Annotated in this window: 20 protein-coding genes and 1 pseudogene; 1 reads left to right on the top strand and 20 read right to left on the bottom strand. The window is 50.8% G+C overall.

Annotated features, from left to right (window positions below; translation table 11 throughout):
• Window positions 1-15 precede the first annotated feature (15 nt).
• Window positions 16-3,918, bottom strand: coding sequence for an ATP-dependent RNA helicase HrpA (gene hrpA / locus ACJHXA_RS18640; RefSeq protein WP_000139614.1), 3,903 nt, complete (start codon window positions 3,916-3,918; stop codon window positions 16-18).
• A gap of 200 nt (window positions 3,919-4,118) precedes the next feature.
• Between hrpA and azoR the strand changes: the two genes are divergently transcribed.
• Window positions 4,119-4,724 (top strand): FMN-dependent NADH-azoreductase, encoded by a 606-nt coding sequence (gene azoR, locus ACJHXA_RS18635; RefSeq protein ID WP_000048948.1) that lies wholly within the window; start codon window positions 4,119-4,121, stop codon window positions 4,722-4,724.
• 50 nt (window positions 4,725-4,774) lie between these two features.
• Here the strand turns inward: azoR and ACJHXA_RS18630 are convergent, their stop codons facing one another.
• The 19 genes and pseudogenes from ACJHXA_RS18630 to paaA all read right to left on the bottom strand — a co-directional run bounded on the left by ACJHXA_RS18630 (window position 4,775) and on the right by paaA (window position 24,120).
• Window positions 4,775-6,091, bottom strand: a complete 1,317-nt coding sequence (locus tag ACJHXA_RS18630; protein ID WP_000627376.1) for a phosphatase PAP2/dual specificity phosphatase family protein — start codon at window positions 6,089-6,091, stop codon at window positions 4,775-4,777.
• Window positions 6,081-7,838: a bifunctional alpha/beta hydrolase/class I SAM-dependent methyltransferase gene (locus ACJHXA_RS18625; RefSeq protein ID WP_000431860.1), complete on the bottom strand. Its 1,758-nt coding sequence runs from the start codon at window positions 7,836-7,838 to the stop codon at window positions 6,081-6,083. The genes ACJHXA_RS18630 and ACJHXA_RS18625 overlap by 11 nt, the downstream gene beginning before the upstream one ends.
• A gap of 15 nt (window positions 7,839-7,853) precedes the next feature.
• The gene (locus tag ACJHXA_RS18620; RefSeq protein ID WP_000890935.1) at window positions 7,854-8,750 is read right to left on the bottom strand and encodes a phosphatidate cytidylyltransferase; all 897 of its coding nucleotides are present in this window, start codon (window positions 8,748-8,750) and stop codon (window positions 7,854-7,856) included.
• A complete protein-coding gene (locus ACJHXA_RS18615; RefSeq protein ID WP_000177536.1) occupies window positions 8,750-9,355 on the bottom strand; it encodes a CDP-alcohol phosphatidyltransferase family protein in 606 nt (201 codons plus the stop codon). Before ACJHXA_RS18615 ends, ACJHXA_RS18620 begins: the two co-directional genes overlap by 1 nt.
• Before the next feature lie 170 nt (window positions 9,356-9,525).
• Window positions 9,526-11,831: pseudogene (locus ACJHXA_RS18610) on the bottom strand (DUF2773 domain-containing bactofilin).
• A 63-nt stretch (window positions 11,832-11,894) separates the two neighbouring features.
• Window positions 11,895-12,755, bottom strand: a complete 861-nt coding sequence (pdxI, locus tag ACJHXA_RS18605) for a pyridoxine 4-dehydrogenase (protein ID WP_000097801.1) — start codon at window positions 12,753-12,755, stop codon at window positions 11,895-11,897.
• A 230-nt stretch (window positions 12,756-12,985) separates the two neighbouring features.
• A complete protein-coding gene (gene paaY / locus ACJHXA_RS18600) occupies window positions 12,986-13,576 on the bottom strand; it encodes a phenylacetic acid degradation protein PaaY (protein ID WP_001123454.1) in 591 nt (196 codons plus the stop codon).
• The gene (gene paaX / locus ACJHXA_RS18595) at window positions 13,558-14,508 is read right to left on the bottom strand and encodes a phenylacetic acid degradation operon negative regulatory protein PaaX (RefSeq protein ID WP_000039886.1); all 951 of its coding nucleotides are present in this window, start codon (window positions 14,506-14,508) and stop codon (window positions 13,558-13,560) included. Before paaX ends, paaY begins: the two co-directional genes overlap by 19 nt.
• A gap of 100 nt (window positions 14,509-14,608) precedes the next feature.
• Window positions 14,609-15,922 (bottom strand): phenylacetate--CoA ligase PaaK, encoded by a 1,314-nt coding sequence (gene paaK, locus ACJHXA_RS18590; protein WP_000632286.1) that lies wholly within the window; start codon window positions 15,920-15,922, stop codon window positions 14,609-14,611.
• A 26-nt stretch (window positions 15,923-15,948) separates the two neighbouring features.
• Window positions 15,949-17,154, bottom strand: coding sequence for a bifunctional 3-oxoadipyl-CoA/3-oxo-5,6-dehydrosuberyl-CoA thiolase (gene paaJ, locus ACJHXA_RS18585; protein WP_001206190.1), 1,206 nt, complete (start codon window positions 17,152-17,154; stop codon window positions 15,949-15,951).
• A complete protein-coding gene (gene paaI, locus ACJHXA_RS18580; RefSeq protein WP_000018413.1) occupies window positions 17,154-17,576 on the bottom strand; it encodes a hydroxyphenylacetyl-CoA thioesterase PaaI in 423 nt (140 codons plus the stop codon). Before paaI ends, paaJ begins: the two co-directional genes overlap by 1 nt.
• Complete coding sequence (paaH, locus tag ACJHXA_RS18575; RefSeq protein ID WP_000973371.1) at window positions 17,566-18,993, bottom strand: 3-hydroxyacyl-CoA dehydrogenase PaaH; 1,428 nt, start codon at window positions 18,991-18,993, stop codon at window positions 17,566-17,568. The genes paaI and paaH overlap by 11 nt, the downstream gene beginning before the upstream one ends.
• 1 nt (window position 18,994) lies before the next feature.
• A complete protein-coding gene (gene paaG / locus ACJHXA_RS18570; RefSeq protein ID WP_000969780.1) occupies window positions 18,995-19,783 on the bottom strand; it encodes a 2-(1,2-epoxy-1,2-dihydrophenyl)acetyl-CoA isomerase PaaG in 789 nt (262 codons plus the stop codon).
• Entirely contained in the window at window positions 19,783-20,550 is a 768-nt protein-coding gene (gene paaF, locus ACJHXA_RS18565; protein ID WP_001292341.1) for a 2,3-dehydroadipyl-CoA hydratase PaaF, read from the bottom strand. The genes paaG and paaF overlap by 1 nt, the downstream gene beginning before the upstream one ends.
• A complete protein-coding gene (gene paaE, locus ACJHXA_RS18560; RefSeq protein WP_000206364.1) occupies window positions 20,547-21,617 on the bottom strand; it encodes a 1,2-phenylacetyl-CoA epoxidase subunit PaaE in 1,071 nt (356 codons plus the stop codon). Before paaE ends, paaF begins: the two co-directional genes overlap by 4 nt.
• Before the next feature lie 7 nt (window positions 21,618-21,624).
• Entirely contained in the window at window positions 21,625-22,122 is a 498-nt protein-coding gene (paaD, locus tag ACJHXA_RS18555; RefSeq protein ID WP_001189197.1) for a 1,2-phenylacetyl-CoA epoxidase subunit PaaD, read from the bottom strand.
• A 14-nt stretch (window positions 22,123-22,136) separates the two neighbouring features.
• A complete protein-coding gene (gene paaC / locus ACJHXA_RS18550; RefSeq protein ID WP_001072837.1) occupies window positions 22,137-22,883 on the bottom strand; it encodes a 1,2-phenylacetyl-CoA epoxidase subunit PaaC in 747 nt (248 codons plus the stop codon).
• A gap of 8 nt (window positions 22,884-22,891) precedes the next feature.
• Window positions 22,892-23,179, bottom strand: coding sequence for a 1,2-phenylacetyl-CoA epoxidase subunit PaaB (gene paaB / locus ACJHXA_RS18545; RefSeq protein ID WP_000073393.1), 288 nt, complete (start codon window positions 23,177-23,179; stop codon window positions 22,892-22,894).
• An 11-nt stretch (window positions 23,180-23,190) separates the two neighbouring features.
• On the bottom strand, window positions 23,191-24,120 hold the full coding sequence (paaA, locus tag ACJHXA_RS18540) for a 1,2-phenylacetyl-CoA epoxidase subunit PaaA (protein ID WP_000191073.1): 930 nt from the start codon (window positions 24,118-24,120) through the stop codon (window positions 23,191-23,193).
• Window positions 24,121-24,372 lie beyond the last annotated feature (252 nt).

The following is a 24,372-nucleotide window of genomic DNA, read 5'->3' as shown; positions in this document are numbered from 1 at the left end:
AGGCAAATAGCAGGGTTAACCGCTAATCTGCTCCATCGCCTGCAAAATACGCTTATCTGAAATCGGATAAGGCGTACCAAGTTGTTGAGCGAAGTAACTAACGCGCAACTCTTCTATCATCCAACGGATCTCTTTCACGTCTTCATCCTCACGACGTGCAGGCGGCAGTTTGTTGATCCATTGCTGCCACGCCTGCTGGACGTTTTCGACTTTCAGCATCTGAGCACGGTCGCGATGTGGATCAACCGCCAGTTTTTCCAGCCGTTTTTCAATCGCCTGCAAATATCGCAGCGTGTCGCCCAGCCGTTTGAAGCCGTTACCAGTGACAAATCCGCGATATACCAACCCGCCCATCTGCGCTTTAATGTCAGAAAGCCCCAGTGCCATGGTCATATCCACCCGCCCTTTCAGACGTTTGTTGATATTGAACACTGCCGTAAGAATTTGCTCGACCTGCTTCGCAATATCTACCACCGTGTCGTTCAGTTCGGCACGCACTTTCTCATGCAGCGCAGCAAAGCCTTCTTCCGTCCAGACCGGGCCACCATTGGCGTCGATCAGTTGATCCACACCGCAGGAGATACAGTCGTCGATCAGCTCCAGCACTTTGCCATACGGGTTAAAGTACAGTCCAAGCTTGGCTTTGTTTGGTAACTTCTCATGTAAATACTTGATCGGCGAGGGAATATTTAGCAGCAGTAGACGGCGAAGACCGTTCCACATTGCCTGTTTTTGCTCCAGCGGGTTATCAAACAGTTTGATCGCCACACTGTCACGTTCATCCACCAGCGCCGGCCACGCCTTCACTTTATAGTTGCCGCGCTTCTGTTCGTAGCTTTCCGGCAGTTGCCCAAAGCTCCAGATATGCAGCCCGCTCTGCTCGATACCGTCATCCGCCACCGCGGACAGCGTTTCCTGCACTTTGCCTTTCAGCGCATCTTTCAGATCCTGTAATGAGCGCCCTTCTTTTAGCTTCTTATTTTTGTCGTCCACCACGCGGAAGGTGATTTTCAGGTGATCGGGCACCTGATCCCAGTGCCAGTCTTCGCGGTCAACGGTAACACCGGTCATCCGCCGTAACTCGCGCTCAAGGCTGTCGAGCAACGGTAACTCCAGCGGTGTGACGCGGCCTAAAAACGCTTCGGCGTAGTTTGGTGCGGGTACAAAATTACGGCGTACCGGTTTCGGCAACGATTTAATCAGAGCAATCACCAGTTCGCGGCGCAGACCGGGGATCTGCCATTCAAACCCGCTTTCCTCAACCTGGTTAAGTAACGGCAGCGGAATATGTACGGTCACACCGTCAGCATCCGCGCCGGGCTCAAACTGATAGCTCAAACGCAGCTTGAGATTGCCCTGATGCCAGAAGTTCGGGTAATCCAGCTTGCTGATTTTTTCTGCGCCCTCTTTGATCAACATGCTTTTTTCAAAGTTGAGCAAATCAGGGGTTTCGCGGCTGACTTTTTTCCACCAGCTGTCGAAGTGGCGTGCAGAGATCACATCGTGGCTGATGCGCTGGTCGTAGAACTCAAACAACGTTTCGTCATCAACCAGAATATCGCGGCGACGTGATTTGTGTTCCAGCTCTTCCACTTCGGCCCGCAGTTTCAGGTTTTCACGGAAGAATGCGTGACGCGTCTGCCAGTCACCTTCCACCAGCGCATGGCGAATAAAGAGTTCACGGCATAACGCCGGATCGATCTGGCTGTAGTTGACCTTGCGCGCGGCAACAATCGGCAAACCATAAACAGTGACTTTTTCCGTTGCCATCACCGCGCCCTGCGCCCGTTCCCAGTGAGGTTCGCTGTAGGTGCGTTTAATCAAATGCTGAGCGACAGGCTCCACCCATTCCGGGTCGATACGCGCAGCAATGCGCCCCCACAGGCGGCTGGTTTCTACCAGTTCCGCCACCATTACCCATTTCGGCGGTTTTTTGAATAAACCAGAACCGGGAAAGATGGAGAAACGCGCGTTACGTGCGCCGGTATATTCTTGTTTATCGGCATCTTTCATGCCGATATGGGAAAGTAAACCCGTCAGCAACGCAATGTGAATTTCGCGATACTCCGCCGGTTCGCTGTTAACCGGAATGCCAAGTTCTTTCACCACCTGGCGCAACTGGGTGTAGATATCCTGCCATTCGCGCACGCGCAGATAGTTGAGATAATCGGTACGACACAGGCGACGGAAGGCGTTGGAAGAAAGCGCCTTTTGCTGCTCGCCAAGATAATTCCACAGATTCACAAACGCGAGGAAGTCAGACTCTTTGTCGTGGAAGCGACGATGTTTTTCGTCCGATGCCTGCTGTTTATCCATCGGACGCTCGCGCGGATCCTGAATGGAAAGCGCGGACGTGATAATCATCGCCTCACGCACGCAGCCATGTTTTTGCGCTTCCAGCACCATACGCGCCAGACGTGGATCGACAGGCAACTGCGAGAGCTGGCGACCGAGCGGCGTCAGTTTATAGGCGCTGGCCTGTTCATCCGTGGTGATCGCGCCCAGTTCTTCGAGCAGACGCACGCCATCCTGGATATTGCGTTTATCCGGTGCTTCGACAAACGGGAACGCAGCGATATCGCCCAGCCCCAGCGCGGTCATCTGCAAAATAACCGAGGCCAGGTTGGTACGCAGAATCTCCGGATCGGTAAACTCCGGGCGCGAAAGGAAATCGTCTTCGGAATAGAGACGAATACAGATCCCTTCGGACACACGCCCACAGCGGCCTTTACGCTGATTGGCAGACGCCTGCGAAATGGGTTCAATCGGCAAACGCTGCACTTTGGTGCGATAGCTGTAGCGGCTGATACGTGCTGTACCGGGGTCGATAACGTATTTAATCCCCGGTACGGTCAGCGAGGTTTCCGCGACGTTGGTCGCCAGCACAATGCGCCGTCCGCTGTGCGACTGGAACACGCGGTTCTGTTCGCTGTTCGAAAGCCGCGCATAAAGCGGCAAGATTTCGGTATGACGCAGATTTAGCTTGTTCAGCGCATCGGCGGTATCGCGAATTTCCCGCTCACCACTCATAAAGATCAGAATGTCGCCAGGGCTTTCCTGACTCAGTTCGTCTACGGCGTCAAAAATCGCCTGCAACTGATCGCGCTCGGTGTCGTCGGCTTCTTCAACAATCGGTCGATAGCGCACTTCCACCGGATAGGTCCGACCGGAGACTTCGATAATCGGCGCATTATTAAAGTGGCGCGAAAAGCGTTCCGGGTCGATAGTCGCGGAAGTGATAATGATTTTTAGGTCAGGACGCCGCGGCAGCAACTCTTTCAAATAGCCGAGCAGAAAATCGATATTCAGGCTGCGTTCGTGTGCTTCGTCAATAATGATGGTGTCGTACTGCATCAGCAGGCGGTCTTGCTGGATCTCCGCCAGCAGGATACCGTCGGTCATCAGCTTGACCATCGTGTTATCACTAACGTGATCGCTGAAACGCACTTTGTAACCGATGCAACCGCCCGGCTCCGTTTTCAGCTCTTCCGCAATACGGTTCGCCACCGTTCTTGCCGCCAGGCGACGCGGCTGGGTATGGCCGATCAGCCCTTTAACCCCGCGCCCCAGCTCCATACAGATTTTCGGTAACTGAGTCGTTTTACCAGAACCCGTTTCCCCGGCGACGATCACCACCTGGTGATCACGAATCGCTTCGAGAATGTCCTGTTTTTTCTGACTAACCGGTAAATTGTCAGGATAAGTAATTTCCGGTCGTGCCGCTTCACGCAGCAGGACTTTCCCTGCCGCCTGGTCAATCTCTTTCGCCATCTCCTGGAAAATGGCCTGTTGTGCATCAGGATTTTTAACCTTCTTAACACCGTGCAGACGCCGAGAAAAACGCAGTCTGTCGCGCGGCATCAGCGAATCCAGCCGCTGCTGCAAGGCCGTAAAGGTCAATTTTTGTTGTTCTGTCATAACGTTAGTGGGCAGTAGTCTGCCTGATTAATTTTCTTTTAAATGATAGATATAGAGTACCACATCGCGGCTTTCTATGCGTTGTTCAATAAATTCGAACATAGGCTTCGATTTATTGCGCTATCTCTGTGGCAGGATTGTGAATAAAGTGTCAGCAAGCAACGGGGCATCGCCCATTCAAACATCTATAAGGAAACACCATGAGCAAGGTATTAGTTCTTAAATCCAGCATCCTGGCAGGGTACTCTCAGTCTAATCAGTTGTCCGATTATTTTGTTGAACAATGGCGCGAAAAGCACTCCGCTGATGAAATCACCGTTCGCGACCTGGCTGCAAATCCGATTCCGGTACTGGATGGCGAACTGGTTGGTGCACTGCGTCCGAGCGATGCGCCGCTGACTCCGCGTCAGCAGGAAGCTCTGGCGCTTTCCGATGAGCTGATTGCCGAGCTGAAAGCCCACGACGTTATCGTTATTGCGGCACCGATGTATAACTTCAACATCTCAACTCAGTTGAAAAACTATTTTGACCTGGTTGCACGCGCAGGCGTTACTTTCCGCTATACCGAGAACGGTCCGGAAGGTCTGGTAACGGGTAAAAAAGCCATCGTTATTACCAGCCGCGGTGGGATCCACAAAGATGGACCAACGGACCTGGTGACGCCGTATCTGTCCACGTTCCTCGGCTTTATCGGCATTACCGATGTGAAATTTGTCTTCGCCGAAGGGATCGCATACGGTCCGGAAATGGCAGCGAAAGCGCAGTCTGACGCGAAAGCGGCCATCGACAGCATTGTTGCTGCATAACCGGACACGATCTTGATGTGGACTGTAGTTCAGTCCACATCTCAATCCACTTACCTGTTTTCCCATAATTTCAGCATCGCTTTGTGATCTTCCTTAAGCACAATATGCGAACGTCTGGCTCGAATATAACTAATCGCTTCATCAACGGTTTTACAGTGTCCGTAACATAACAACCATGCCGCCACTACCAGCGCACTGCGCGATAATCCCAACGCGCAATGGACCAGAACGCTGCCTTGCTCTTCGCGTAATGTTTCCAGCATCGCCACGGCCTGTCGGAGCTCCCCCTCTTCCGGAACCACCAGATCCAGCATCGGTACACAGAAATAGAGTCGATCTTTTGTCGCTCGTCCGCGAGGGAATTCAAAGGTGACGTCCAGAACCGCATTCTGTGCCGGAATATGTCGTGGAAACGCCCCTAAATAAACACCAGCAGTCATTTTGCTCACCGGCTCCAGGCGACGACAAAACCAACGCATAGACAGCCACATCCCGATGCGGCAGGGCAATGTCAGCCAGTAAACGGCGGGCGGGAGTTTCCCCTGACTATCTTTCCCTGTTGTTATCGCGCCAAGCCCACCGTACCCACGGCCAATAATGAGTAGCGATAATACTGGCCAACATAACCAGACTGACCACCATAACTGAATCATCACCATTAGCTCCATCAACACAATGCACGAGCCCGCGCCTACGACATATGGCAGTGCTATTTTGATTCGACGTTGATCAGGTTTCTGATAATTCCAACGACGATCGACGGGCACCATCCAGTCAATCAACATACCTACCGCCAGCCCTGTGATGACATCAATAAAATGATGCTGCCAGGTCGTCAGAGTAGAAATAGCGATGAGTAAAAACCATCCGCCACAGACTTTACGCCACCTCTCAGCCAGATGCTGACGAAAGTGACGCCAAAGTAGCCAGCAGAGAATAATATGCAGCGAAGGAGACTGGTTATAAGGCAGATCAAACAGTTCAAGTTGCGAAAATAGCCATCCCGTCACCCCACTCACTTCAGGACGGATAAAACTAAACTTCAGCGGATAGAGCAAAAAACCGCAGCAGGCCATTACCGTTGCCAGAATAAGCCGGTGGACAAGTCGGCGCTGTTCGAATGTCGTGCTACAAACGAACAGCGAAAATCCATATAAAAGATCCAGACTCCAGTAAGGAACAATAGTCCAGGGAAGAAAAGGGATCGCCGTTTCCCAACCGAATACCTGACTGGGGATATCATGGCTGTTAAGGTCCTGAACCGCGGTGAACTGATTAAGAGATCCATAGGTGAAGAAGAAAAACGGGGCCAGCAACAATAACCAGCCAGCGCCTTGTAGCAATACGTTCCGACGTTCAGTTATCACGACGCACCGCCATCGAAACCGTAAAAATACCCCACTCATCAATCCGTTGTGTGCATTTATCAAATCCGGCATCACGCACGAGTGAATCCATCTCCCCTTGCGAACGCACGCGCATCACCCACGGTTTACCATCTTTATGACTGGTTAACACCCCGGCAATCAGCTCCAGTTGTGGGTGCCACGGCTGCCCGGTGTAGATGAGAATGCCACCCGGTTCGATGGCATTGGCAAGACCTGCGAGGGAGTTTTTTACCTGCTCATTTTCGGGAAAAAGCTCATACAGGCCAGAGACAATCGCCAGCGTAGGCCGCGGAGTTAACGCGCTGAGTTCCTCCGGGTTAAACGCATCGCCCTGTTCAAAACGCACCTGCCCAGACATTCCCCGTTGGGCAATCATCTCTTGCCCCTGTGCAACATTTAACTCACTGTAATCACGTAACAAAATATCGCATACGGCAGGTTCATTCTCCAGCGCATCCAGTACATAGCGCCCATGCCCTGCGGCAATGTCAACCACGCGGATGGCTAAACCTTTGGCGTGGAGATCGGCAACGGCTTGTTTAATCAGCATTTGTAAATGGGTTTTGCGCTGGCGAATACCGCGCCAGCCAACACTGTTCAGGTAGATTTTGTCGACTAAACGCCCGAATGCGTTACTACCTTGTGGTTGATTTTGATAGACATAATCCAGCGAACTGCCTGAATCAAAGCCGGTGCTCATTCCGAGATGCAGGCCCGCAGAGTGCGCCCCGAACAATTTCATCGCCATACGCATAAAGCGATACGCCAAATCAACCGGCGATAATGGCACGGGTCCACCAGAAAGTAGCCGCCATCGATCCGCTGATGGTCCTGTGCAGTCTTCATGCTGATAATCAAATTTTTGCGATTTGTTAGCATATAAATGACTAATAAAGCTTTGCATTTTTTCAAATGCCAGCGCCCTGTTCTCTTCACCCAACGTGTCGTGATAAAAGCCTGGCAGCAGATGCAGCTCTTTGAGAGGGCTACGTAAACGCTGATAAAAATCGATCTGCGGTTGGCGATGCACCACATAGTCATCGCCTGATATCAGAAGTTGCGTGGGGAGCGTAATCGCCGCCGCATCGCTAACAATACGTTCAGACGTTTTATAGAGATCGAGCAAGATATTGACGGCAATCGCCCGTGTGATCAGCGGATCATTATTGAAACTCGCCACCCGTTGCCGATCGTGGGTCAAATAGCGTCCTTTCACATAGGAATTAATAAAAAACAGACCACGCAGACGATGCCATAACGCCAGCGCAGGACGTGCCAGCGGCACATACAATTTAACCTTAAAGGCCGGAGAAGCCAGCACCAGCCCGCGAATTGCAGGCGCATAATCATGAACCCATGTGGCAACCAGCACTGCGCCGACGCTTTGCGCGATCACAACCACCTCTTCCAGTCCAACCTGGCTGTCGCTGGCAGCAAAACGGACAAATTCATCGACATCCTGCACTGAACGCGCAAGAGATGGGCTATAACCACGCGGCCCCGAAGTTTTTCCATGCCCCCGGGCATCCCATGCATAAAAAGCAGTATCTGGCATCGCCAGTTCATCAACGAGATGTTGTAGACGACCAGAATGTTCATGACCCCGATGAAATAAGACGATGACCTTTTTCGCCCCGGGCTGTAAAGCGGGCCAGTGCCGATAAAACAACGCTGTATTATCACTGGTGGTAAAAAAATGTTCCCCAGGGATGCGTGAATTTTCCATTTTCTCTATTTTCCTTCAGTAACAGCTGTAGCGAATAAAATAAAAAAATACCGGAGCGGTGAAAATTAATGAGTCAATCCTGTCAAGGAGTCCGCCATGTCCTGGTAATAGTTTTCCACTATCTTTAACACCAATATCTCGTTTGATGGCTGACATCACGACATCGCCGCAAAAACCACTAATACCAATTAACAAACCCGCTAATAATGCCTGTAATGTATTTAGCGGTGTCAGCAACGGTCCAATAATCAGTGACGCAATCATGGTGGTGATGACGCCCCCCACCAGACCCTCCAGCGTTTTTCCCGGGCTGACTTTGGGGACCACTTTTCTTCTGCCGCAGGATTTTCCCCATAAATACTGTGCAATATCGTTTGACTCGGTTAATGCCAAAAGAAATAACACCAGTAACGCCCCGCCCTGGATATTCATGGATGGAAACATTAATAACCAGGCGGCATGACTCAAGGCGAAAACGGTCATTATCCAGCCCCAAAAAATAGCGCTCACGGTATGCAGAAAACCGGAGGGTTCACCCACAAAAACTCGCCAGGTGGCTGATATCAGAAACCCAGACAAAGGTATAAATAACAGAAACAGCTCAAAGCAATTAAAACCGATAAGCAAATAGTTAAGAGGAATAACCCAATATAACCACCGCGGAAAATGTATGGATATAAGCGTACAATATTCTTTCAATGCCAGAAAACTTATCAGCGCAAAAAACGTCAACGTCATCCAGCGTGGACCTGAAATCACCAGTGAAAAACAAATGACGATGCCCCACCAGGTACGAATACGTAATGTAACCTCACCCCCTTTTCTCTCCGGTAACCGCCATAGCAGAAAACGGTTTATCAGCGTTGCTAAAATTAACAACGCGAAAAGTGTTGCCAGAGATTTTTCCAGCATTATCTTTCAGCACTCATAAAAAGCACACTCCGACAACGATTAATCGCAGTCCAGAGAAGCAGAATTGAAGCAATGCTCCATAAAAGATTATTCCATTGCATCCACTGTGGATAAATGGAAACGGCCAGCCCCCACAACCCAAATATTAACGCACGATCGCTTTTGCCGAATGGACCGGCATAACTGCGAATACCGTTAATTGTCTGCGCGAGTAAACCACAAAACTCAGTCAATATGGTGCAAAATAACATGAGTATTACGAGTAATGCGTTACTTTCCGGTAAAAATAAAAACGGTAAATAGAGCGCAATATCGGAAATAACATCGCCAGTTTCATTCAAAATCGCCCCCAGACGTGTTTGCTGATTGCACTCACGCGCCAACATGCCATCCAGCGCATTGAGCGCCATACGGATAAAAAGCACGATGGGCAATAGCAAAAAGAGGATGGGTTGTGCCACCAACACCAACAGCAATCCGGTAAGAAGAGAAAGCGCCAGTGCAGCAAGAGTGATGTGATTCGCTGTAACGTGGTGCTTGTAAAGCCAAAACATCGTCGGCCTTAACAGCGACTGAAAGAGCGGTTTTATCTGGTAGAGCGTCATTATCAATCCTTGATAATTCGGTTTGCGCTATGGTGCATCAATTCCCCTGACGGAGATATCGCAACACGCCGCTTCATTAAAAATTCAGAATATATCAAGGTATTGGGGACTCACTGTCAGGAATAATTATCCCCAATTAATCAAAGGGTTAAGAAATATTACGTTGTGGATCAATACAACTCATCAAGTTTTCTCATCGCTTGTTCCCGTATTGCGCGCGTCTTACCGTTAAGCGCCAGCTGGCGGACTAAATCCAGTTCAGGGTTAACAAGCTCTAACGCCAGCAAAGGATCACGTTTCAGCCTCGCCTTTAATACATCAACTGGAAAACGGGGATTATTCATCGCCACAATCCACCACTCGGGATCAATTTCTGCCGCCAGTACTGCAGGCGGTGTGTGGCGGTTGTTAAGTGCGCCGAACTTGAAAAATGTGAGATTGCTTTTCGCCAGTGTACTCCACCATATACGATCCGGTTGTTTTGCCAGTACATCCAGTTGTGCTAACGCATCGGGGTCGAGTGCATAATAGACGCGTAATGCTTCATCAACCTGCGCACGGGAGCTGTTTTCCTGCCTCAGAAAAAACTTCGCCCAAATATCATTGCGTGGCGTATTTTGCTGTAATTCCTTGAGGACAACAGCGGGTAAATTATCCCAACTAACTAATGCACTCTCTAAAAAGTCCCAGTCTTCCAAACGTATCAGGGCGGTGGCATTTAATAGCATCTGGTCATCAACTTCACCGTGGCTGATAAGCTCAGACAAAATCATATCAGCGCTGGTTTCATACGCAGCTGAATCTGCTTTCGGATTATTTTTCCGATGCGATAAAGCACGTTGCCAAATTTTTTGTTTCATCGACGTGCTCAGATACTGATTTTTCGCCAGATTACTCCACCCCTCAGGATCGTTGAAACGTGTCAATAACCGTTGTAAAGCAGCGTCAGAGTGAATTACCTGCATATCCCGACAGCAAAAGTAGGCAGGGGATTTTTTCTCCATCCTTTTAACAAAATTAAACTGTAAGTTATCTGGCAATGCTAAAAATAACACACGTATTAGATCATCGTCATTCTCGAATTTTTGGTATAAATAGGCTGCAACTTTGTCACTCTCTTGTGGCGTCATCCGCAATAATTGACCATGGTGTTTCATCTCTGCCAGCTTGAACGTTAAGCTTGTGACAACATTGTTTGATGAATCGTTCGCCAACTGCATTGCCTGATTGTAGGTGAGTTGTCCTCCAGCACCGACCTGACGAATAGAGGAATCATCACTGCGGATATAGCCATCAATAATGGATTCAGGCAATAACCACGCATCTTTATAAAGCTCCTGAATGATCATATCCCAATCTCTTTTCGCCAGAGTCATTACGATATCCAGAGGGAGATTTTCACGTAGCGCAAGATTCAACGGACCGACACCATCAGGTAGACGACTCATTCGCGTCATTATTTCGACAGAGAGCGGTTCACGGTCGAGCAACCCCAGAACAACAGGCTGGTAACCCAATTGCTGATCGGTCAACTCCAGAATCTCATTGTCAGGCATATATCTCGCCATACTTTCAATCGTTTGTTCATCATTGCTATTAATAAGTTGTTTGCGTAGGTTAGCTGAAATTCCTTTAAGCCTTGGGAGAGTTCGCATTATGGCAAGATCAAATGTCGCAATATCTCGTCCTTCAAATGCAGCAACGTTGCCTTCATCCAGCATTTGCAATTCCTGCACTAACTCAGGAGAAGGCTTAGGGCGAAACAGCGCTTCTTTTTTCATCTGATTACAGACATTCCCTGCCATGCGAATATTGCTTCGCTTAAAAATTTCTTTCAGAGCATCTTCATCATTTATTAGACCCCAATAATATGCATCAGGATTTATTATCATCAGCGCTTTTTTGACATTTTCAGTGTCATTTTTGTCACTCGCACGGACCATGAATTCACTATTTGTCGAAGACGCAACAACAGGTGCAATTATGTCATTGATAAATATCCCACGCGCATTAATACCCCCTTAATCGTAGACGGATTATCGTAATATGAGTCGATAAATACCAGTCCACTTGCATTTATCGAACCGGTAATTAACAGTGGTGAATCCGTAACTATATTCGTTGCCGTCACGTTACCGAGAATAACCCATGGATTAGAAAGAGAGAAAGTGGAAATATTACCTTTGACTGTCAAATTGCCAAGAACAATCAATTTTTGATTACTCTCTATATTACCTTCTACCACTAAATCGCCACGATGCACTTTCCAGTCCGATGCAGATAAACCGAAGGGGACAAGATTCACGCTACTGTTGATAGCTTGTTCAACTTGTTGTTTATCTTCAGCGGTAGCTGCAGAAAAAAATGGTTCAATATCAACTGCATTTGCAACACATCGAAGTTCCGCCTGTACTGGAAGACTCAGCATAAACAGGGGAAGTAAACCTATCCAGCTGCAAATCCTGGGCTTAAACATATGCACTCCATGCCATTAAAAAAGAAACAAAAGGGAAATGCATCTTTCCCTTTTGTATATTCGTTATTCTCGCGAAATACCATCCAACGTAGACAACACTTCCTCAGAAAGATGCAATTTTTCAGCAGCCATATTCTCCCGTAAATGCGCAACAGAAGACGTCCCTGGGATCAGCAAAATATTCGGTGAACGTTGTAACAGCCACGCCAGCGCCACCTGCATGGGTGTTGCACCCAGGCTCGCAGCAACATCCGACAGCGTAGAGGATTGCAGCGGTGTAAAGCCCCCGAGCGGGAAGAACGGCACGTAGGCAATGCCATCGTGGGCCAAAGCATCAATCATTGCATCATCAGCACGGTGCGCGATGTTGTATTCGTTTTGCACACAGACAATTTCGGCAATCTTGCGCGCCTCTGCAACCTGCGTCGGTGTGACGTTGCTCAGGCCAATATGTTTTACCAGGCCTTGTTGTTGCATCTCTGCCAGCACGGTCAGGCTGGCCTCAATCGATCCTTCCGCTGGGCCATGACCATCTCCCATCATAACGCGCAGGTTAACCACATCCAGTACGTCCAGGCCGAGATTACGTAGATTATCGTGCACCGCTTTTTGCAACTCTGCCGGAGAAAAGGCGGGCAACCAGGAAGCGTCCTCTCCACGCCGCGCACCAATTTTAGTGACAATTGTCAGGTCGTCAGAGTAAGGATAAAGCGCTTCGCGGATAATCTGATTGGTGACGTGCGGACCATAAAAGTCGCTGGTATCAATGTGATTGACGCCCAATGCCAGCGCCTCGCGCAGCACAGTTATAGCGACGTGGCGATCTCTTGGGGGACCAAAAACCCCAGGACCTGCCAGTTGCATCGCGCCATAACCAAGACGGTTAACGGATTTTGTACCGAGAGTAAATGTATTGCTGCTCATCGCACCCTGCCCTGTAATAAAACGGATTAAGAAAAATCAGTATAGAAACGAAAAGAGATAAATAATGCGAGGGCGTAAACAAGATTACTGGATGAGTTGCTCTATTGTCCTGAAAAACACAAAACAAAACGCGTAAAGCGCCGCATCCGGCAATAAAAAAACCGCAACCTGTATCAGCGTTGCGGTTTAGGTATCACATGCTAAAAATTAGAATGTTCAGTATCTGGACGTTACTGTTTCGGTCGCAGATTCTCATCAAATACCAGACGTTTCCTGTTCGGTTCAACTTCCCGCAATGGCTCAACTTGATGCAACGTCTGCTTACAACGAGTCACCAGCACCTGATACTCATGCGTACCCTGCTTTTTCCATGCCAGCTCCTGCTCACTGAGTTCACGAATCGCTTTCGCCGGGCTGCCGACAATCAGGTAATTGGCAGGCATTTCTGCTTTGGCTTTCACAAATGCGGATGCGCCAACAATGCTGTTCTCGCCAATCACCGCGCCGTCCATCACTACCGCGTTCATTCCCACTAATGCATTGCGGCGGATAATGCAACCATGAAGGATAGCGCTATGACCAATATGTCCATCTTCTTCCACGACAGTATCCTGCTCGGGAAAACCGTGCATAACGCAATTATCCTGAATGTTCGCGCCATCTTTCACCACGATACGACCAAAATCGCCACGCAGGCTGGCATTTGGCCCAACGTAAACGCCCTTGCCTAGAATAACATCGCCGATCAATACCGCTGTCGGATGGACAAAACTCTCTTCTGGCACAACCGGAGTCAGACCATCTATCTGGTAAATTGGCATATCGCCTCCTGTTCAATATTCAAACCGCCAAAACGTTGAAAATACAGGCTTCCCGGCGCAGGCAGTTCACCGACCGAGGTTTCACCTTTTTCACTAACGAACGCTAAAGCAGCAGGCGCTACGCGCTGATAAATGTTGATACACAGCTGACGCGCCGTATGCCCTGCCCAGTGCGCCGGAAGCAACTCCTCTGGCAACAATGGGTCTTTAAGGACGACACGGCGATAAAAATGGATCAGTAAAAGCTGAATATGAAATGCACGCTCCGGGGTTAACTCGTCTGCTGCCTCTTTTAACAGCGGCACCAGCGGGCGGAATGACTGAATAAAGGTTTCGTACATGGCATTTTGTTCAGTTAAATGCCAGCACTCTTCCACTCTGGCACGCAGTGCTGCACGAGAAAGCGCCAGTGGTATTTGCGCTTCAAAACAAATCACGTTATCCGCCACCCCCGCTTCATGCAAAAGTGTCTGTACATCCGCCAGTTTTTGCGACGGCGATGCCATCAGGCTGGGTGCCAGTGCGCCAAAACCTTGCCAGATCAACTGCTTTTTGACATCAGCCAGCGTTGATTTATCTAAACCTTCCGAGAGCAACAGGAGCCATTTACCATCCCATGCAGGTTGCTCTGCGCGATAAATTTTACTTTCTGCCCGTCGCGTCAGGCGCAAGCCTTTATCACTGAGGCTATAGAAACTGCGTCGCCCGATGCGGGAAACATCCAGCCAGCCTTCTTTATTAAGACGAAACAAAGCGGTGCGCACGAAACGCTCACCAAATCCCAGCCCTTCCAGCAAAGCAGCCAGACTACCAAGCCAGATTTCACCACCACGATGGGAAAGCGAATCACCATACAGAGAGGAGATCAAAGATGTGCCACTGACCGGAACAGCGTTTACAGCATGTTGGATAAAAGTATCAAGTTTACTCATTCGCTTCAGTCTGTTGTTATTGTTGTGATTTATGAATCATAGCACAGGTCGTATCGACTTCTGGCCCTGGCGCTTTACCTCACCAGGGCCAGACGACACGTCAGGCACCAACAATATTGCGCAGATCAAACACCCGACACGCCTTGCCTTCTGAACGCGGGATACTGCCACAGTTAACGATCATCACATCGGTAGAGATCCCCACCATCGACTTAATCCGATGGCGCAGCTGGTGGCACACCTGGCAACGCTGCTCATGCGTCAATGTCAGGCTGCTTTCTTTCAACTCCACTTTCACAGAAAGTGAATCAAGATGCCCCCGGCGGTTCACCTCCAGTTGGTAATGGGGCGATAAATGTTCGAATTTGACAATCTCTTCTTCCAGTTGTGACGGGAAGACATTTACACCGCGAATGATCAACATGTCATCGCTGCGTCCGCTGATGCGATCCATGCGGCGCATAGTCCGCGCCGTTCCTGGTAACAGTCGGGTTAAATCACGCGTGCGGTAACGAATGACCGGCAATGCTTCTTTGGTCAGCGTGGTGAATAACAGTTCGCCATGTTCACCATCGGCAAGCGGTGTGCCGTCATGAGGATTAACAATTTCAGGATAGAAATGATCTTCCCAAATGGTTGGGCCGTCGGTAGTTTCCAGACACTCCATCGCCACCCCCGGCCCCATCACTTCTGACAGGCCATAAATATCCAGTGCGGTGATCCCCAGACGCCGTTCAATCTCTTTACGCATGGCCTGTGTCCACGGCTCAGCACCAAACACTCCAACCCGCAGCGAGCAACCGCTGGCATCACCGCCCAACTGCCGCTCCAGCTCTTCAATCAGGTTAAGGCAATAAGATGGCGTAACCATGATCATATCTGGTTGAAAATCGCGGATCAGTTGCGCTTGTTTTTCCGTCTGCCCACCAGACATCGGGATCACCGTAGCGCCCAGACGTTCGGCACCATAGTGCGCGCCCAGCCCACCAGTAAACAGGCCGTAACCATAGGCAACATGAATTTTGTCTTTGGGCGTGCCACCTGCCGCACGCAAGGAACGCGCTACAATATTGGCCCAGTTATCAATATCGTTTTGCGTATAGCCGACAACTGTCGGTTTACCTGTGGTTCCCGAAGAAGCATGAATGCGCACCACTTGTTCCATCGGCACGGCAAAGGTGTCGAAGGGATAGTTGTCGCGCAGATCCTGTTTGGTGGTACAGGGAAATTTACGCAGATCTGAAAGTTCCCTGAAATCATCAGGATGTACGCCTGCTGCGTCAAATTTGCGCCGATACATCGGGACATTTTCATACGCGTGTTTGAGCGTCCATTTCAGACGTTGTGTTTGCAACGCCTGTAACTCATCAACAGACGCGGTTTCAATCGGGTCAAGCTTTGTATTGGTTATCATTGTAGGGTACTCGCAGGTTGATATGCTCAAACACGCTCCAGAATCATGGCGATGCCCTGACCGACACCGATGCACATGGTGCACAATGCGTAACGACCGTTACGCCGATGCAGCTCATGGCTGGCAGCCAGTGCCAGGCGGGCACCACTCATTCCCAACGGATGGCCTAAGGCGATAGCGCCTCCGTTGGGGTTAACATGTGGGGCATCATCAGGCAGCCCCAATTCGCGTAGTACACCCAACGCCTGGGCCGCGAACGCTTCGTTCAGTTCAATCACGTCCATATCGTGAATACTCAGCCCCGCGCGTTCCAGCACCCGGCGAGTTGCAGGCACCGGACCAAGCCCCATCAGGCGCGGTTCCACCCCGGCGGTTGCCATGGCTACGATTCGCGCCCGCGGTGTCAGTCCTTGCGCTGCTGCCATCTGTTCACTGGCAATAATCAACGCAGCGGCTCCGTCATTCACCCCGGAGGCATTGCCTGCGGTAATCACCCCATTGGCACGAAATGGTGCTTTTAACCCACGTAACTGTTCCAGCGTCGTTTCCGGGCGCAGATGCTCATCATGTTGTATTTCTGTTACAACGCCTTTCTTGTTTTTCAACACAACCGGAACAATCTCCTCAGCCAGAATGCCTGAGGATTGCGCTTTTGCCGTACGTTGCTGACTGCGTAGCGCAAAACTATCTTGATCTTCTCGCGATATTTTTAACAGTTCAGCTACATTCTCTGCCGTTTCCGGCATGCTGTCAGTTCCAAATTGTTGAGCCATGAGCGGGTTCACAAATCGCCAGCCAATAGTGGTATCAAACATCTCAGCCTGACGAGAAAATGCACTGGTTGCCTTGCCCATAACAAACGGTGCCCGAGACATTGACTCCACGCCACCAGCGATCAGCAAATCGCCATCGCCCGCTTTAATCGCCCGTGCGGCGAACCCCAGTGCGTCCAGCCCGGAACCACACAAGCGGTTAATGGTTGTGCCGGAAACACTCTGCGGCAGCCCCGCCAGTAACGTCGCCATCCGGGCTACGTTACGGTTGTCTTCTCCCGCCTGATTAGCACAGCCGAGGATCACATCATCGATACACTCCGCATCGAGACGCGGGTTTCGCACCAGCAGCTCCCGCAAAGGGATAGCAGCCAGATCGTCAGCCCGAACACCTGATAATGCCCCACCATAGCGGCCAATTGGCGTACGAATTCCGTCACAGATAAAGGCTTCACGCATCAGGCTTCTCCTGTAATGGTGCCGCCGATGCGGTGAGATTTACCGCGAAACAGCGCAACCGTTTTTTGTTGTTGGTTAACAATTTCGATGTCGTAAACACCGGTTTGCTTGCCCTGATGACGTACCTGCGCAGTAGCAGTTAAGGTGTCTCCGGCAAAGCCTGGACGCAAAAAATCAATCGTGCAGGCAGAAGCGACGGCTGCCAGCCCCTGGCTATTGCAGGCGTAGGCAAAGGCAGTATCAGCCAGTGAAAATAGCTGCCCGCCGTGGCAACTTTGATGACCGTTAAGCATTTGTGCAGTGACGGTCATGGTCACTACAGCAAAGCCTTCATCCATTGAGATAATGTCGATGCCAAGCGCTTTGGCGCAGGCATCGTTCTCATACATTGCATGGGCATTTTGCCAGGCCTTATGACTCATAACCGCTCTCCAGAAGCGCTCGTTGGCGCAGCAATGAACATGGGCGATAGCGTTCTTCGCCATAGTGATGTTGTAGATTTTCCAAGAGCCTTAATATTCGCTGCCAGCCAAGTTGCGCTCCCCAGGCAAGCGGGCCATATGGATAATTCACCCCAAGACGCATGGCGGTATCGATATCCTGTTCAGAGGCCACGCCTTTTTGCAGCGCATCAAGGGCTTCATTGATGATCATTGCTACCGTTCGCCAAATCAGCATTCCTGGGTAATCTGCAATTTGCAGCACTGTTTTGCCCTGCTGTTGCAGGTAATAAATGGCCTTGCGGGTCGCTGAGTCCGGGTTCACCGCTGCCGCAGCAATGGTCACCACCTTGCCCGCCATTTTGTCGACCACTACCACCGGGCGTGCCAGTCGTATTGCCAGCGCCTGTGCCGTCTCGCCTTGTGTCTCAATCAATAAAACATCGTCAATTTCCGTGACGCCGTCACTTTTCTTTTCTACTTTCATTGGGCTAAAACTGTCGCTTACCGCTTCCAGGCCAACAACTGCCTCACGTTCCGCGCGCCAGTCGTACACGCCCAGCCCACTTTTCTTGCCCAACCGTCCACCAATCACCAGTTCCTGTTGCACCAGCGAAGGTAAAAAACGACGCTCCTGCCAGAAAGCGTTAAACACCGAACAGGTGACAGCAAAATTGACGTCCTGACCAATCAGATCGGTTAATTCCAGCGGCCCCATCGGGAAACCAGCGCCATCGCGAAGTGCAGCGTCAATCACTTCTGGTGCAGCAACCTGCTCTTCCAGTGCCCGCCAGGCCTCGGAATAATAAGGACGCGCCACACGGTTAACGATAAATCCGGGGGTCGAATGACAGCGCACTGGCTGCTTACCCCAACTCAATGTCAGTTCACACAACTGCTCGACAACTTCCGCTGCCGTTGCCAGCCCACTGACCACCTCCACCAACTTCATCACCGGTGCCGGGTTAAAAAAATGCAGCCCCGCAACACGTTCAGGATTTTTTACCTCCGCAGCAATCGCGGTTATAGAGATTGACGAAGTGTTAGTGGTCAATAGCGTTTGTGGCGGGCAAACTTCCGCCAGTTGTGCAAAGAGCGCTTTTTTAACTTCCAGACGTTCAGACGCCGCTTCAATAACCAGATTCGCTGCTGCCAGCGCGTGAATATCGGTCACCGGGATCAGGCGTTTCAATGTGCGTTCACAGGTTTCAGCAGTCAGTTTTCCCCGCGTCACGCGTGAATTTAGCCGCGCGTGTATCCCGTCGATTGCGCGGGTCAGCGCTTCAGCAGAAATGTCATACAGTAAAACCTGATGTCCATGACTGGCGGCAACTTCAGCAATGCCTGCCCCCATGGTGCCGCTCCCAATCACTGCCACAGTTTGCACATTTATCATCATGCTATTTCCCCGTGAACTGCGGTGAGCGTTTAGCCAGGAACGCACTGACACCTTCACGATAATCTGCGCTCCGTCCGGCAAGTCGCTGATAGTCACGTTCCAGATCCAGTTGCGTATCGAGCGTATTGGTTTCAGCGCTATTTATCGCTTGCTTGATAAGTCCAAGACCAAATGTCGGTTGTGTCGCCAGATGCCGTGCCAGCTGTTGCGCGGTATCTGCCAGCGTTTCATCATCAACAACCTGCCAGATCATCCCCCATTCGTGCGCCTGTTCAGCACTCAGTTGATTCCCCAGCAGTGCCAGCCCCATGGCGCGCGCTCGCCCAGCAACGCGTGGCAGTAACCAGGTTCCACCGCAATCGGGTACTAAACCTAACTTACTAAACGCCATGACGAATTTTGCTGAACGGGCAGCAATAACGATGTCGCATCCCAGTGCCAGTGTTGCGCCAGCCCCTGCCGCCACGCCATTGACTGCACAGATCACCGGTTTTGGCAGTTTTGCCAGGCGACGTACCAGTGGGTTATAGAAACGTTCAACTGACATCCCTAAATCCGGTGCGGGGCCTGTGGGATCAACGTTACGATCGTTAAGATCCTGACCAGCACAAAATCCGCGCCCGGCACCTGTAAGTAACAGGCAACGGATAGTGTCGTCGCGCTCGACCTGTTTCAGGCACTCTGCCAGTTGTGCGTGCATCTCATCATTAAAACTGTTCAGGCGTTCCGGGCGGTTGAGCGTTAGTGTCATCACGCCCTTTTCTACATGACTGAGGATGAATTCCATCATTAGCGTCCTTTAAAGTCGGGCGTGCGTTTTTGCAAGAAAGCGGAGATGCCTTCATGACGATCTTCTGTTGCCGCCAGCAAGGTGAATAACTGTCGCTCCTGGGCAAGTCCGGCTTGCAAAGCCACTTCCTGCGACTGGCGCAGCGCTTGCTTTGCCGCTTGTAAGGCCAGCGGCGAGTGACGTGCCATTTTCGACGCCAGCTGTAAGGCGTATTCGAGGGTTAAATCGCTGGGGAAGACGTCGCTAACCAGCCCGGCCTGCTGTGCTTGCTGAGCGGTGATACTTTCTCCGCTCAGCACCATTTTGCTGGCTAACGATTTACCGACACTACGGATTAAACGTTGCGTTCCTCCTGCGCCTGGCATGATGCCGAGAGTGATTTCCGGCAAACCAAAACGCGCGTTCTCTCCGGCAACCACCACATCGCACAACAATGCCAGTTCGCAACCCGCACCAAGCGCGTAACCGTTGACGGCTGCGATGAGAGGTTTGTTGAAGGCCTGCAATCGCGCCCATAGCTGCGGGCGTGTATCGTTTAAGGTGGCCGCGAGATCTTTTTCTGCCATTTCGTTGAGATCGGCCCCAGCGGCAAAAAAGCGTGCATTACCGGTAATCACACAGACCGAAATGCTGCTATCGGTAGCCGCAGCTTCCAGTTCATTTACCAGTTGCGTCAGAAGGGCATTATTTAGCGCATTACGTGCGGCGGGACGGTTAAGGGTCAGCAACAATACTTGTTGCTGACGGCTGACGATCAGTTCGCTCATGCCATCCCCTTCGCGTCAAAGTCAACCACCACATCGCTGGTCAGCGGCAGTGCCTGGCAACTCAACACATAGCCTGCGGCCAGTTCATCCGGTTCCAGACTGTAATTGGTTTCCATCGCCACTTTGCCACGCAGCACTTTGCATTTGCAGGTCGCACAGACGCCGCCTTTGCAGGCATAGGGCAGATCAGCCCCCTGGCGCAATGCCGCATCGAGAATGCTTTCATCGTCGGCATTAAGCACGATTTCCCGATCCCGCCCATCCTGACGTACAGTCACTTTTTGTCCGTCACTTTGCACGTTAACGCTACGTTTGACGCGCGTGCCAGGCGTATTAAACCGCTCCAGATGAATGGTTTTATCTGGCATTCCCAGTGCTTTTAAGGCGGCTTCCGTCTCATCCATCATCGCCGCCGGACCACAAATAAATGCCTCATCATAAAGACGAAAATTAATGAGCGAGGCCCCAAGTGACTGTAATTTTTCACCGTCAATACGCCCGTGAAGCAGATCGCTGTCGAGGGTTTCCTGACTGAAAATGCACAACAACTGTAAACGCTGAGGATATTTGTCTTTCAGGTCTGCCAGTGCCTGGCGAAACATCATGCTCTGGCTGGTACGGTTACCGTAGATCAGGGTGAACTGACTTTCAGGCTCGGTTTGTAAAGTGGTGGCGATAATCGCCAGCATTGGCGTAATACCTGATCCTGCTGCAATAGCCAGATAGCGGCCCTGGCGTTCGGCCTGTGGCTGATAGCCGAAATGCCCCTGCGGCACCATGACCTCCAGCGTCATACCCTGGCGGATGTGTTCGCGGGCATAGCGGGAGAAACGTCCGCCTTCAATGGCTTTCACCGCCACACTAATTTCGCCAGGCAGATAGCTGCGGCAAATGGAGTAACAACGGCGTAATTCTTCACCATCAAAGCTGGCTTTTAAGGTCAAATGTTGACCGGGGCGAAAGCGATACGCCTCCTGCAAAGGCTGGGGCACCGCAAAGGTAATGGTCACCGCATCACGGGTTTCCGGCTCCACTTTTGCCACCGTTAAGGAATGAAACGTTGTCATGGCATCCTCAAATACATTTGAAATAATCGAAAGGTTCGCGGCAACTATCGCAGCGATACAATGCTTTGCAGGCCGTGGAACCAAATTCACTGATAAGTGTGGTATGGACGCTGGCGCAGCGCGGGCAACGTACTTCTGGCGGCAAATGGGCATGGCAACTGTGTCCGGCGGGCGGGCTAATGCCATACTGTCGCAGACGCTCACGGGCATCGGGGGTCATCCAGTCGGTGGTCCATGCCGGGTCGAGTTGCAGCACAACCTGAACGGGGGTAAACCCGTGGGTTGTCATTGCCTCACGTATCGCGCCAATCAAATGTTCCGTTGCCGGACAACCGGAATAAGTCGGCGTAAAGCCGATCACCCATCCTTCTCCCATCTGTGTCACATTACGCACCATGCCTAAATCGGTAATGGTCAGCACCGGGATCTCCGGGTCCGGGATCTGGCTGAGTAGCGCCCATATCTCATGAACCTGTGGCGGTGCAATGGTGGCCAGACGTTGCATACCCATCTCCTCTGTTACCATTGCTGACCGGGCAAGACACGCTGGAGATACTGCATTTCTGCCAGCATGGGTCCAAGGTGTTCGGTATGCAGTCCTTTTTTACCGCCAGTGCGATACGCCTGCTCTTGCGGTACGTTCAATGTGGCTTCGTTGATCCCGGCAAAAACTTCGGCTTCCCACGCTGCGCGTAAAGTGCGTGGATCAACCGCAATACCCTCTTCACTCAGTGCAATATCAATCTCGTCGGCATCGAACAGTTCGGCGGTAAAACGCCACAACTTGTTGATGGCCTGCTGCATCTTTTGCCCTGATACGTCAGTACCATTGCCCAGTCGCTCCAGCCAGCCACGACTAAAACGCAGGTGATAACGCGCTTCTTTAATTGCTTTGGCAGAAATCGCCGCCAGTTGCGGATCACGGCTTTCCATCAGACGGGTAAAGAGCGCCACATGCCATGCATCGATGAAATACTGGCGTGCAATGGTGTCGGCAAAATTGCCGTTTGGTTGTTCAACCAACAATAAGTTGCTGAACTGGCGCTCGTCTCGGGTGAAGGCCAGGGTATCTTCATCACCTTCTCCCGCTAATTCAGCGGCATACGATAAGAAGTTACGTGCCTGACCTAATAAATCGAGGCCAATGTTTGCCAGTGCGAGATCGATTTCCAGTTCCGGTGCGTGACCGCACCATTCCCCCAACCGCTGGGAGAGCACCAGACAGTTATCGCCCAGGCGCAAGGTGTAAGCCGTTAACTGATTCATTTCCGACCTCACATGTGCTCAATGCCATCAGGGATGGTGTAAAACGTTGGATGGCGATAGACCTTGCTTTCAGCCGGATCAAAAAATTCACCGCGTTCTTCCGGTTGCGAGGCAACAATTTCACTCGCCTTCACCACCCAAATTGAACATCCTTCGCTACGACGGGTGTAAGCATCACGGGCATTTTCCAGTGCCATCCGCTCATCGGCAGCATGTAAACTGCCAACATGGCGGTGTGATAAGCCCTGTTTGCCACGCACGAAAACTTCGTATAACGGCCAGTAAACATTACTCATTTTGAATCTCCTTATGCGACCTTACGGGCAAGTTGTTTTTGTGCATGGGCCAGCGCTGCTTCCCGTACCCAGGTACCTTCTTCCCAGGCTTTACGTTTGGCGTCGAGCCTCTCCTGATTACAAATTCCGCGACCGTTAATTACTTCGTTAAACTCCTGCCAGTCGATCTCACCAAAGCGGTAGTGACCGCTTTCAGTGTCAAAATGCAGATCCGGGTCAGGAACGGTCATACCGAGCATTTCAACCTGTGGAACGGTGTTATCCACGAAACGCTGGCGGAGTTCGTCGTTGGTGAAACGTTTGATTTTCCAGGCGAGACTTCTGGCGCTGTTTGGCGAGTTATCATCGTTTGGCCCGAACATCATTAAGGCTGGCCACCAGAAACGGTTAATGGCGTCTTGCAACATCTGCTTTTGAGCTTCGCTGCCCTGCGCCAGTGCCATGCAGGCTTCAAACCCCTGACGCTGGTGAAAACTCTCTTCTTTGCAGATTTTCACCATTGCTCTGGCATACGGGCCATAAGAAGTGCGGCATAACGCCACCTGATTGACGATCGCTGCGCCATCCACCAGCCAGCCGATAACACCGATATCAGCCCAACTCAATGTCGGATAATTAAAGATGGAGGAATATTTCATCCGTCCGTCGAGCATTTTTTGGTAGATGTCTTCTCTGGCGCAGCCCAGTGTTTCGGCGGCGCTATAGAGATACAGACCATGACCGGCTTCATCCTGCACTTTGGCCAACAGAATGGCTTTACGCCGCAAGGTTGGTGCGCGAGTGATCCAGTTACCTTCAGGCAACATACCAACAATCTCGGAGTGCGCATGCTGCCCAATCTGGCGGATCAGTGTCTTTCGGTAAGCATCGGGCATCCAGTCCTGCGGCTCGATAGCCGTTTCCTGGGCTATCCGTTGCTCAAAGCGTTCTTCTTGGGTCACGTCATCACCTTTACGATTCCAGTTTTCGTGAATTAATTAAAAACACGAATCACGTTGTTTTATGAAAGTTACACAATGGTTAACTAAAATCACAAATTTTGTATGCTTGAACTGTGACGGATTTCGCACCCTATTTTTATAAATCATTATTTATCAGTGCATTAATGTTTTCCGCAGTTGCTATACAGATCGCATAGTTAACATTTCGTTAAAAGAACCCTTGCTTTTTATGATTCGCGATTTAACTATTAG

This window comes from Escherichia sp. WS33 (assembly GCF_046486385.1).
Lineage (GTDB): Bacteria > Pseudomonadota > Gammaproteobacteria > Enterobacterales > Enterobacteriaceae > ECMA0423.
This window is presented reverse-complemented; position numbering and strand designations above follow the sequence as displayed.